We start from the raw sequence: 12,257 nt of genomic DNA, 5'->3' as shown, positions 1-12,257 counted from the left end.
ACACGATGATCGACGCCGCCTTCGCCCCCGCCGCCGCCAGCGTGGCGCAAGGCCTCATCCCCGGCGCCACGCTGGGCGTGATACGCGCCGATGGCACCCGCGCCGTGCGCTGGGCCGGATTGGCCGCGCGCGAACCCGCCCCCGAAGTACTGACGCGCGAACACTGGTTCGATCTCGCCTCGGTCAGCAAGGTGATCGCCACCACCACCGCCATTCTGAAGCTGGCCGATGAAGGCCGGATCGATCTGGATGCGCCGATCATCACCGCCATTCCCGATCTGCGCCAGTACGATGTGCTGAACGCCCCGGAACGCCGCATCACCTTCCGCGACTGCCTGACGCACCACACCCATTTCCCCGCCGTCGAGCCGATCTACACCTATGGCGACGATCCAGCGCGACTGAAGGCCTTCGTGCTGCAGCGCGAATGGAAAGCCGGGCCGCCGGTCTATTCAGACATCAACTACATCCTGCTGGGCATCGCCATCGAGCGCATCACCGGCCAGCCTTTCGAAGCCCTGCCCCCCGGCCTCACCTTCCGCCCCGATCCGGCGATGTCGGTCGCCACCGAGCGCTGCATGTGGCGAGGGCGGATCATGAAGGGGCAGGTCCATGATGAAAACGCCTATGCGCTGGGCGGCGCGGCGGGCCACGCCGGGCTGTTCGGCACGGTGGACGGCGTGCTGGACTTCGCACTGAGCCTGCTGGACGGTTCAGGCATGTCGGCGGCCGGGCTGTCGGCGATCCGTACCCCCTACGCCCATCACCGCACCGCCGGGTGGGAGCATGCCTTCCCCGGCTGGTCAGGCGGAGAGGCCTGTTCTCGCGCCACCATCGGCCACACCGGCTTTACCGGCACCGGGCTGTGGGTCGATTTCGAGAAGGGTCTGGCCTGGACGCTGCTGACCAATCGTGTTCATCCCACTCGGCATTTTGAAAGCGGCATCTTCACGTTGCGCCCCGCCACGGGGGATGCGGTGATCGCGGCTTTTGCGCAGGATTAGGAGGGGCAGGGAAGAGGCGATGAGCCTCCGGCGGGCAAAGAGCCATCGCCCTTTGCAATCCCTTTATTGTCGGCGTTGTGCCATGGGTTCGGCGTCAGATATCGGGCGCGACGCAGCGCTGTTGTAAGCCGCTTCGCGGGATGGGAATGCCCGCAAAGTCGGGGCGGGTGTTATTTCAGTCAGTGAAATCACCAGATGTGTCCGATGTCGGATTATCCAGCTCTGTTGAAAAGCTACGTTTAATCTCCTCAAGTGCAGCATTACGATCACGCAATCCCATGGAGGCGAGTGCATCCGCCAGATGTCTGGCTGCATCGGCCAGAACAATCCCCCACACCGTATCCTCCGGAAGCGGGCCGTGATCCTCGTAAACTCCGACCTTCATGGAACAATGCAGACCTTGTTCGGCAACCCAAACACGAAGCAACTCCCAAGAATCCGGGTCCCGATTGGCCTGTTCGGGTATAGATCGTTCGTCCATGAAAGCCTTATGACCATTGATAATTGACTCACGATAAGCCAAAAACAAAGACTGGGCCACCCTCCTGCGGTGACCCGGCCTGTTTTCGGCCAGCCGTCCGAAAAACTCAGAGCTGGAAGCGCAGCCCCATGCGGAAGGTGCGGCCCAGCAGGTCGAAATAGCTGCCGGTGGTCGAAAGGCCGCCGCTGGCGACAATCGGCGGGTCCTTGTCGAGCAGATTGGTGATGTCGAAATAAACCTCCAGCGAGGAACGGCCCATCGGCACCTTGCGCGAGAGCGAAAGGTCCAGATAGGTCGCGCCGCCCACATGGTTCTGGTCGATTGTGGGATAGGAGGTCGTGCTGGCCGGGCAACCGCTAGTGCATTGCGTATAGGTGTTGCTGATCGTGCCGGGCGAAACGCCGCGCACCACCAGAGCGCTGGTGAAATCCTTCAACGTATAGGTCGCGGCGAAGCGGTAGATCCACTGCGGCACCCCATCGCTCATCGAGCCGACATAGTCGATGGGCCGGTCGATCCCGTTGTTGATGTAGTCCTTCAGATATTTGGTCGCCATGCCGCGCAGCGACAGTTCACCGGGCAGCGAAATGCGGTTGAGCGGCAACTGATAACTGGCCTCGAAATCGATGCCCCGGGCATGGATGGTCGAGAAATTGAAGGGGCTGAGGTTCACCGTCAGCTGCGTGGTGCCATTGGGCGTGCGCGTGATCGCCGAGCAATAGGCCGTCAGCCCATTGTAGCAGCGGTTGACGATCTCCTGCGAATAGACCTGACCGATCGCACCATTGATCTTGATGTCGTAATAGTCGGTCGAAAGGCTCAGGCCCGGAATGAAGCGCGGCTGCACCACACCGCCAAAGGTCAGCGTGCTGGAGATTTCCGGCTTCAGATTGCGGTTGCCGGTGGTCACCTCCAGGAAGGTGGTCACGGCATTGCCGTTGAAGGGATCGTTGAGCGTGTTGGTGCGCGAGGTGCCCGCCTGATAGAGCTCGCTCAGATTGGGCGCGCGGATATCGCGGGAACGGGTGAAGCGCAGGGTGATATCATGGATCGGCTGGAAGGTGGCGCCACCCTTCCAGGTGGTGACATAACCCGAGGTGGAATAGCCGGTGAAACGCCCCGCGCCATTGATGGTCAACCCCAGCCCCAGCGGCACCACAGTTTCGACGTAGCCTTCCTTCACGTCATAGCTGCCAAAGGTGGGCAGGAAATTGCCCACCGACCAGCCGGTCTGATACTGCGTGGGCACATAGCCGGAGACCTGCTCGCGCCGATAGGCAAAGCCGGTGGAAAGCGAGACCGCCCCGGCCCAAGTGCTGAAGGGATCGACCGAGAGGTTGGCCTCGGCTACGGTCTGCTTGAAGGTCTGGTTGCGGTAGGGATTGCCCAGCACATAGCCCAGTGCCGAGGCGCTCGACACATTGGTGCCCAGAATGTTGAGCGGCGAACAGCCATTGCCCGTGTTGGTCAGGCTGGAGCGGCACACCACAGTGCCCGCCGCCACGCCCAGCGCATTGCCAGCCGGGGCCGACACCGCATCAAGCGCCAGCGCCAGATTGGCGTTGTTGATGATGTTGCGCTCCATCTCATGCGTGTTGGTCACGCCATATTGCGCGTAGCTGGTCCAGCGGAAGGTCTTGCCCAGCCACTCGAACTTGCCGTCGCCGCCCAGCACATAGCGCTGCACGCTGCGGGTGTTGTCATTGATGCGATAGGGGAAGCCCGCGTCGGAACTGCCCACGGTGATGGTGTTGGTGCCGGTCAGCAGGCTGCCAAGAGTCTGCTGCACATAGGGGTTGGTGGCCTGCAAGGTGGCCGAGGAAATCAGCGAGGGCCCCGCGTTGAACACCGTGTGGTGCCAGTTGTAGGAGGCCTCACCATAGATATTGAGCGCGTCGGACACTTCGAAGCTGGTGCGCCCGAACACACCGCGCCGGTCCTCCTGCGCATCCAGCCCGATACGGCGGTTGCCGTCGGCCAGCGCCGCATCGCCGCCCACCGAAGTGGTGGTGTTGGACGGACTGCCGTAATTGTAGCGACCTATCGCACCATTCGCGCCGAAATAGATGCCGCGCAGCGCATTGGCGGTGGTGCCTGCCGAAGCATTGATGATGCCGCCCGGCAGCGTGTTGTTGGTGCCCGCGCCCGTCACGACCAGATATTGCGGCTGGCCATTGGTGGCCGAGTAGTTCGGATTGGTCAGCAAGCGGTCGCCATGCTGGTTCCAGCTGTATTTGCTGGCGTCGAAGATGCCGTCCTTATGCGCCCATTCGCCATCGAGCAGAATATGGCCGCGCCCGCCCGCGAACTTCATGCCCGCCGCGATGCTGCCCTTGTAGTTAAAGCCGTCGCCCTTCTGGTTGAAGCCGGATTCCACATTCATGCGCAATCCGGTGAAGCCTTTATCCAGCACGAAGTTCACCACGCCAGAGACGGCATCCGAACCATAGGCCGCCGAAGCGCCACCGGTGACGATTTCCACGCGCTTGATCAGATCCTGAGGGAAATCGTTGACGTCAACGTCGCCCGTAATGTCCGACCCAACCGAGCGATGGCCATCCAGCAGCACCAGCGTGCGCGTCGTGCCCAGATTCCGCAGGTTGAGCGCATTGATGCCCGCGAGGCCCGAGGAAATCGCCAGCCGCGAATTGGCCGGGCGTGTCGATCCGGCCACGGCGGGCAGCGTGTTCACAAAGTCGGCAATGTTGTTGCTGACAGACTGCGTGCGCAATTCCGTCTCGCCAATCACATTGAGCGGCGTGGGCGACTGGAAGCCGGAGCGCACAATACGCGATCCCGTCACCAAAATATCGCTGTTGACCTGTTCGTCCGCCTTGGGCTCTTCGCTTTTGGGCGCGGCGCTGTCCTGCGCCTGGGCCGCCATCGGCCCCCATGCCAGAGCCACCGCCAGCGCGCTGCCGGCAATCATGCGCTTATAAGACTGCTTCATCGTGTGGAGCCCCCATGCTCAAATCTGATAACAAGCCGATGGCGCCATCCGTGATGGCGCGCTCCGGCCTTGTGCGCGTGATGTTCCCTGCACCTTCATGCTCATCCTCCCTCCGTTTGCGCCCGGGCGATCATGTTTGCGCCGCCCGAATTCGCCGTGCCAAGGCCTTGACTGTTGCAGCCCGGCCCCGGTCATGATGTTGCAATGTCGGGACGGTAGTTCTTCCGAACCGGTCCCTAATTGGTATCAGGCTGCACCCGCCTGTCTTTGCCGTCAATCGCCCAGATCGTTCCTATTGTTGGGTTATCCATAGACTTAGGGCATAAGGTGCAGGAATCCGCCCTTTGCAAGGGCAGAGCTGCCACTTGACGCCAGACCACTTGAAGCCGATCATGGAGCCTTCATGAATTTTCGGCACATCGAAATCTTCCATGCGGTCTATGTCCATGGCTCGGTCAGCGCCGCGGCCAATGCGCTGAATGTCTCGCAACCTTCGGTCTCCAAGGTTCTGCGCCATGCCGAACAGACCTTGGGCCTTGAACTGTTCCAGCGCACGCGCGGGCGGCTGGTGCCCACGCAGGATGCCCATGCCCTTTTCGCCGAAGTGGCCGAGGTGCATGACAAGGTCCGCTCGCTGCGCCAGACCAGCCGCAATCTGCGTGACGGGCGCGGCGCGGTGCTGCGCGTCTCGGCGCTGCCGTCGCTGGGGCTGGATCTGATCCCTCAGGCAGTGGCCAGCTATTTGCGGCAGCACAGCGAGGTATTGTTCGACCTGCAGACGCTGCATCACGACGAAATCCTGCGCAAACTCTATGAGCGCGAGACCGATGTGGCGATCAGCTTCCATGTGCCGCCCGGCGCGCCCGTCACCCATCGCGTGATCGGCGAGGGCGAGTTGGTGGTCCTTTACCGCGAGGAGGATATGCCCGAGGCCCCGCCCCGCCTCTCGCTCGACAGCCTCGATGGGCAGCGCTTTATCAGCCCCATTCAGGCCGGGCCGCTGGGCTGGCTGCTCTCCAGCGAGATGGAGCGGCTGGGCGTCACGCTGCAGGAAACCGTTTCGGCGCGCACCTATTATGTCGCCGCCGGGCTGGTGAAGGCCGGGGTCGGCATGGCCATCGTCGACAATTTCACCGCCGAGGCGGCGCGCGAAAGGGGCCTCTCCTACCGCCCGCTGCAACCGGCGATTGCCTATGATATCAACGCCGTGTTCCTGCAGAGCCGCCCGCCCTCGCAGGCGATGAGCGACTTTCTCGACAAGCTTGCCGCGATCATCGACTCCTTATAACTCCGGTCTATAGGGTGCGGGAGCAAGGCTATTGGTGCCTGCCCAACCTGCTCGGTAGGCTTGCTTGCATATCTTCCCGCAAACAGGCGCGCCATGATCCTTTCTCCCTATCTGCTCTACATCGGCCAATCGCGTGACGAGATCGGCATCAAGACCTCGCGAGGTCTCGCCGCCTTCCGCCCGCAGGACTGCACCGGCGAATTCCGTCACGACGATTGCCCGCTGACCCTGGGCCTGCCACGCCAGACCTTGGCCGAGGGCATGGCGGCGGGCGCGCGCACTTTGGTGCTGGGCGTGGCCAATGCCGGGGGCCGCATGGGCGAGGATTTGATCGCCGACGCGCTGGCCGCGATGGAGGCCGGGCTGGACATCGCCTCGGGCCTGCATCAGCGCCTGAAGGATGTGCCCGAACTGGTCGAGGCCGCCAAGCGCCTTGGCCGCCAGTTGCATGATGTGCGCGATCCCCGCCCCGATATCCCCGTGGGCAATGGCCGCAGGCGCGCGGGCAACCGCCTGTTGACGGTGGGCACCGATTGCTCGGTGGGCAAGATGTACACCACGCTGTGCCTGGAAAAGGGCCTGCGTGCGCGGGGCATCGCCGCCGATTTTCGCGCCACCGGCCAGACCGGCATTCTGATCGCAGGATCGGGCGTGCCGCTCGATGCCGTGGTGGCCGACTTCATCTCTGGCGCCATCGAGCAGATCAGCCCCGAACGCCATGACGGTGGCTGGGATCTGATCGAGGGTCAGGGCTCGCTGTTCCATCCCTCTTTCGCCGGGGTCTCGACGGGCCTGCTGCATGGCGCCCAACCCGATGCGCTGGTGCTGTGCCATGATCCGGCGCGCCAGCATATGCGCGGCCTGCCCCATTACGGCCTGCCCGCGCTGGAGGAATGCCTTGAGGCCAATCTGCGCGTCGCCCGCCTGACCAACCCTCAGGTGCGCGCGGTGGGCATCGCCCTCAACACCTCGGCCATGGAGCCCGAGGCCGCCCGCCGCCTCTGCGCCAAGACCGAAACGCGTATGGGCCTGCCTTGCAGCGATCCCTATGCGATGGGTGTCAGCGACATTCTCGACCAGTTGCTGGGCGTGAAAGCAGCCTGACAAAGCAGGCCTTGTCAGATGCATGGCAAGGCAGGATGACACGCAAAACGAAAAGCGTGGGCAAGGAAGCGGAAAAAGCATGGTGATCGTGAAGCGCTGGCTGGCATGGCCCCTGTGGCTAAGAGTGCTGGGGGCGCTGCTGCTGGGCGTGCTGCTGGGGCTGACAGCGCCGGGCTTCGTCAGCGGCATATCCTTCATCGGCGACCTCTTCATGCGGCTGATCCGCATGCTGGTGGTGCCGGTGGTGCTGATCAGCATCGCCAGCGGCGTGGCCGCCATGGCCGATCCGCGACGACTGGGCGCGGTGGGCGCACGCACCTTGGGGCTTTTTGCGCTGACCACCATCTGCGCCGTCTCGCTGGGCATGGCGATCGGGCTGGTACTGCATCCCGGCACGGGCGCGCACTTGGGGAGCCTGCCCCCCCATGCGCTGGGCCCCACCCCCAGCCTTGGCGATCAATTGCTGGCCATCGTGCCCACCAACATTCTGGCCGCTCTGGCGCAAGGCGATATGCTGGCGATCATCTTCTTTTCGGTGCTGCTGGGCCTCGCCACCATGACGGCGGGGCGGCAGGGCCGTGCCATGGCGCATGGGCTGCGCTCGGCCAATGCGGTGCTGTTCCAGATGGTGCGGCTGGTGATGGAGGTCACCCCCTTTGGCGTGCTGGCGCTGATCGGCAATGCGGTGGCCAAATTCGGCGTGGCGGTCTTTGCCAATATGGGCTGGCTGGCGGCGGGCGTGGTGCTGGGTGTGGTGGCGCAGCTGCTGCTGATCCATGCGCCACTGGTGGCGACTTTGGGCCGCATGAGCCCCGCCCGCTTCTTCCGCGTCATTCCTGAGGCTTTGCTGGTGGCCTTCTCCACCGCCTCCTCGGCAGCGACCTTGCCTGCCGCGCTGAAGGTTTCGCGTGAGGGGCTGGGCGTTGATCCCGCCGTCGCCTCCACCGTGCTGCCCATCGGGGCCAGCATCGGCAAGGATGGCACGGCGATGTATGTTGGTCTGCTCAGCATGTTCGCGCTTCAGGCTTTGAGCATCACGCCCGATCTACCGATGCTGGCCATCGTGCTGCTGACCGGCGTGCTGGCCGCTTTCGGCACAGCGCCGATTCCCGCAGCCTCCCTCTTTATGCTGAGCGCGGTGATGTCGGCGGTCGGCGTCTCGCCCGAGCGTTGCGCGCTGGTGGTGGGCTTTGTGCTGCCCTTCGATCGCCTGCTCGACATGACTCGTACCGTTGCCAGCGCCAGCGCCAATCTGGCCGTCACCACCGCCGTGGCGCGCAGCCAGTAACCATCCCCCCGCGAAAGGCCCGCTTTCGATGACACGCTTCAAACTCACCGCGCTGATGCTGGCCACCACGCTGCTGACGGGCGCCGCCGCTCCGGAACAACAGGCCGATGTGGTGATCAAGGGCGGCTTGATTTACGATGGCTCCGCAGCCAAGCCCTTCGTGGGCGATGTGGCGATCAAGGGCGACCGCATCCTCTATGTCGGCCCACACAGCCCGCTGCGCGCCGCGCAAAGTGTTGACGCCAAAGGCATGATCGTCAGCCCCGGCCTGATCGACGCCCATAGCCACCCTGACACCTACATCCTCTCGCCCGATGCCAAGGTGCGCGTCAATGCGCCTTGGACGCGGCAGGGCGTCAGCACCATTCTGGTGGGCGTGGACGGCTATGGCACGCCCGATATCGCCAGCTATGCCGAGCAGCGGACCAAGGCAGGCGTGGGCACCAATCTGGTGCCGATGATCGGCTTCGGGGCGGTGCGCCAGCGGGTGCTGGGCCAAGACGCCCGCGCTCCCAATGCCGATGAACTCGCCCGCATGAAGGCGCTCGTCGCCAAGGGCATGTGCGAGGGTGCAGTGGGCTTCTCCACCGGCCTGTTCTACCCCCCGCAGAGCTTCGCCAGGACCGAAGAGGTGATCGCCGTGGCCCATGAAGCCGCCATTCGCGGCGGCCTCTACGACACGCATCAGCGCGATGAATCCAGCTACACCATCGGCCTGAAAGGATCGGTGCAAGAGGTGCTGCGCATCGGGCGAGAGGCAGGCATGCCGGTCCATTTCGCCCATATCAAGGCGCTGGGCGTCGATGTGCAGGGACAGGCGCCTGAGATCATCGCAATGATCGAGGCCGCCCGCAAGGCCGGTCAGGATGTCACCGCCGACCAATATCCATGGCTCGCCTCGGGATCGAGCCTTGAGGCATCCCTGCTGCCGGGCTGGTCCGTCGATGGCGGGCCGAAAAAGATGCTGGAGCGCTTCGCCGATGCCCCCACCATGGTCCGCATCCGCGCCGAGATGGAGAAGAACATGCGCCGCCGTGGCGGCCCCGCCAAGATGCTGCTGATCTCGGCAGGCTTCGACTGGACCGGCAAGACGCTGGAGCAGATGGCGGCGGCGTGGCACCTCGATCCCCTCGATGCCGCGCTGAAAATCATCTCGCAGGACGCCAACAGTGACGACAAACACTATGCTGGCGCCATCGCCTCCTTCAACATGATCGATGCCGATGTGGATTTGTTTATGAAGCAGCCATGGGTGGTCACCAGCTCGGATGGGTCGGATGGCCATCCCCGCCAATTCGCCACTTTTCCGGAAAAATACGCCCAATATGTGCAGAAGCGCCATGTGATCGATCTGGCGAGTTTCATCCGCCAGTCGACGGGACGCACCGCCGATATCTACAAGCTCGACCACCGAGGCTATTTGCGCGCCGGTTACTATGCCGATGTGGCAGTCATCGATCCAACGCATTACGCGCCCCGCGCCGATTACGTTCATCCGCGCGAACTCAGCGTGGGTGTGAAGCAACTCTATGTGAACGGGCACCTCACTGTGGAGAACGACGCCAACACCAGCGCTTTGGCTGGCCGCGTTTTACTACGTCCGGCCCCAAAAGCCTGCCCCGCGCATTAAGTATAGACAGGCGGCATACCGCTGCCACCAATTAGCATAGCACAGGGCGGGCAGGCCGCCCTACCCTGTGCCTCCCCCCTGAAGCGGGCGCCCGGGCCTTCCCCTCTCTGGGTCCGGGCGCTCCAACCACCGGGATTGTTCATGTTTCGCATCAATCGCCGCAGGCTCCTGCGTTCTTCCATCGCTCTGGCAACATTGGAAACCGTCATGTGCAGCCCTGCTCTGGCCCGTTCGCTGCCCCTTGCCGCGCGCCGCAAAGTGCCCGGAGCCCAAGGCCAGATCGAGATCATCGACGACCATCTGGGCGTCCCCCATATCCGCGCCGCCAGCAAGGCCGATGCCTTTTTCGGGCAGGGCTATGTGGTGGCCCGCGACCATCTCTTTGCCATCGATCTGGACTATCGCCGCCGCACCAGTCGCCTTGCCGAAAGCTTCGGCGCGCCTTTCGCGGATCATGACGAAGCCTCTCACCTGCTGCGCTATCGTGGCGATCTGGAAGCCGAACTCGCCGCGCTGGGTGAAGAGACCCGAAGCTGCCTCGAAGCCTATGTGGCAGGCGTGAACGCCCGCATCGCCGAATGTGAGGCCGACCCCACCCTGCTGCCGCCGGAATATGGCATCCTCAAACTCCGCCCGCTGCATTGGGACGCGCGCCAGCTGATGGCCGGGCGCGACATCGCCGTCGGCAATCTGGAGGAGAAGATCCGCCGCGCCGCCCTGGCCCATGCCGGGCGGCTCGATCTGGATGCGATCTGCGCCCCGCTGCGCCCGCCCGCGCCCTTTACGCCCGCGCCGGGCCACGATCTGGCGGCAATCAGCCCCGAGGATCTGGGCATCCTCCACAAGGCCGCCAAAGGTCTGCCCTTCGGCTCGCTGGTCGATGAGGCCGGGCGCCGCACCGACAATGCCAATGCGGGCAGCAATGCCTGGACTTTGGCCGGATCGCACACCGCCAGCGGGCGGCCCATTCTGGCCAATGATCCGCATATCGGCATCGGCGGCTTTGCGCCGCGCCATGTCGCGCATCTTTCCGCGCCGGGGCTCGATCTGATCGGCGCGGGGGCGCCCGGCCTGCCCGGCATCATGCAGGGGCATACCGACCGCTTCGCCTTTGGCCGCACCAATTTCCATATCGATCAGGAGGATGTGTTCATCCTCACCCTCAACCCCGCCGACCCCGAGCAATACCGCCATAACGGCGGCTGGCGAAACTTCGACAAGATGGACGACAGCATCGCCATCGCCGGAGCCTCGCCGCGCCAGATCACCCTGCGCGCCAGCGTGCATGGCCCGGTGACACTGCATGATCCGGCCCGCAACCGCGCCGTGGCGATCGCCAGCGTCCATCTGGGCAAGGGCGGATCGACCATGGGATCGATGGTGGCGATCAATCTGGCACAGGATTGGGACAGCCTGATCCGCGCCTTCGCCCATCATCCGCCGCCGACCAATCTGCATTACGCCGACACCAGCGGCAACACCGGCTGGCACGCCATCGGCTATGCGCCCGAGCGCAAGGGCCACAACGGATTGCTGCCCGTCCCCGGCGATGGGGCGTTCGACTGGCAGAATATCCGCGCCGTGAAGGATATGCCCAGCATCCTGAACCCCGAGGCGGGCTGGTTCGCCTCGGCCAATCAGGACAATGTGCCCGAGGGTTACACCGGCCCGATGGCGCACAGCTTCTCGGCCCCCTTCCGCTATCATCGCATCGAGTCCGTGCTGCCCGCCAAGCCCCGCCAGACCATCGCCGACAGCGTGGCCTTGCAGCATGATATCCATTCCGAACCCGCGCTCCGCCTGCTGGCTCTGCTGCCGGCTCAGGCCGAGGGCGATGCCGGTCTGGCGCTGGCCATGCTGCGCGATTGGGACGGCAGCATCGCGGGCGACAAGGGCGCACCCGCGCTTTACGAAATGCTGGTGAGCGCCGTGCAGCACCATTTGCTGGAAACGCTGGTGCCCGACAGTCTGCGCAAGCTGGTGCCGCTGGTGGACAGCGAGGCTTTGCTCACCCTGCTGGAACAGCCCGATCCGCGTCTGGGGCCGGACCCCGCCACCGTGCGCGCCAGGATGCTCGATCAGACGCTGGGCGAGGCATGGCAGGCCGCGCGCAAGACCATGGGTGACGATCCATCAAGCTGGCGCTGGGACCGGCTGCACAAGGTCAGCATCACCCATCCCCTTGCCGCCATTCCCGCCATCGACAGAGCCTTCCCGCCCATCGACAGCGCAGGCACCGGGGGCGACACCAGCACAGTGATGGCCCGCTGGTATCGCCCCGGCGGCAGCTTCCATGTGGCGGGCGGGGCCAGCTATCTGATGGTGGTGGATGTGGGCGGCTGGGACAACAGCGTGTTCCTCAACCTGCCGGGCCAGAGCGCCGATCCGCGTTCTCCCCATCGGAAGGATCTTTACGCGCCCTGGATCGCCGGGCAGATGCAGCCGCTGCTGTTCTCGACCGAGGCCGTGAACCGCCATGCTGCCGCTCGCACCGTGCTGAGCGCCACATGAT

General features: G+C 64.3%; 8 protein-coding genes. 6 read left to right on the top strand and 2 right to left on the bottom strand.

From position 1 onward, the window contains the following. Positions 1–5: 5 nt before the first annotated feature. Complete coding sequence (locus HGK27_RS28995; RefSeq protein WP_241127580.1) at positions 6–1,004, top strand: serine hydrolase domain-containing protein; 999 nt, start codon at positions 6–8, stop codon at positions 1,002–1,004. 175 nt (positions 1,005–1,179) lie between these two features. On the opposite strand, the gene HGK27_RS28990 is transcribed toward HGK27_RS28995, so the two are convergent. Beyond that, complete coding sequence (locus tag HGK27_RS28990) at positions 1,180–1,545, bottom strand: DUF5076 domain-containing protein (RefSeq protein WP_241127578.1); 366 nt, start codon at positions 1,543–1,545, stop codon at positions 1,180–1,182. Positions 1,546–1,591: 46 nt separating this feature from the next. Continuing rightward, positions 1,592–4,435 carry a TonB-dependent receptor plug domain-containing protein gene (locus tag HGK27_RS28985; protein ID WP_206244252.1) on the bottom strand — a complete coding sequence of 948 codons (2,844 nt, stop codon included), beginning with the start codon at positions 4,433–4,435 and terminating at the stop codon, positions 1,592–1,594. A 403-nt stretch (positions 4,436–4,838) separates the two neighbouring features. On the opposite strand from HGK27_RS28985, the gene HGK27_RS28980 reads away from it, so the two are divergent. The 5 genes from HGK27_RS28980 to HGK27_RS28960 all read left to right on the top strand — a co-directional run bounded on the left by HGK27_RS28980 (position 4,839) and on the right by HGK27_RS28960 (position 12,256). Further along, positions 4,839–5,723: a LysR family transcriptional regulator gene (locus HGK27_RS28980; protein WP_206244251.1), complete on the top strand. Its 885-nt coding sequence runs from the start codon at positions 4,839–4,841 to the stop codon at positions 5,721–5,723. A gap of 93 nt (positions 5,724–5,816) precedes the next feature. Then, a complete protein-coding gene (gene dgcN, locus HGK27_RS28975; protein WP_206244250.1) occupies positions 5,817–6,827 on the top strand; it encodes an N-acetyltransferase DgcN in 1,011 nt (336 codons plus the stop codon). Between the two features lie 79 nt (positions 6,828–6,906). Continuing rightward, on the top strand, positions 6,907–8,115 hold the full coding sequence (locus tag HGK27_RS28970; RefSeq protein ID WP_206244249.1) for a dicarboxylate/amino acid:cation symporter: 1,209 nt from the start codon (positions 6,907–6,909) through the stop codon (positions 8,113–8,115). 28 nt (positions 8,116–8,143) lie between these two features. Continuing rightward, a complete protein-coding gene (locus HGK27_RS28965) occupies positions 8,144–9,745 on the top strand; it encodes an N-acyl-D-amino-acid deacylase family protein (protein ID WP_206244248.1) in 1,602 nt (533 codons plus the stop codon). 141 nt (positions 9,746–9,886) lie between these two features. Continuing rightward, a complete protein-coding gene (locus HGK27_RS28960; protein WP_241127576.1) occupies positions 9,887–12,256 on the top strand; it encodes a penicillin acylase family protein in 2,370 nt (789 codons plus the stop codon). Position 12,257: the final 1 nt, after the last annotated feature.

The sequence above is a fragment of the Novosphingobium terrae genome (genome assembly GCF_017163935.1).
GTDB classification, from domain to species: Bacteria; Pseudomonadota; Alphaproteobacteria; order Sphingomonadales; family Sphingomonadaceae; genus Novosphingobium; species Novosphingobium terrae.
This window is presented reverse-complemented; position numbering and strand designations above follow the sequence as displayed.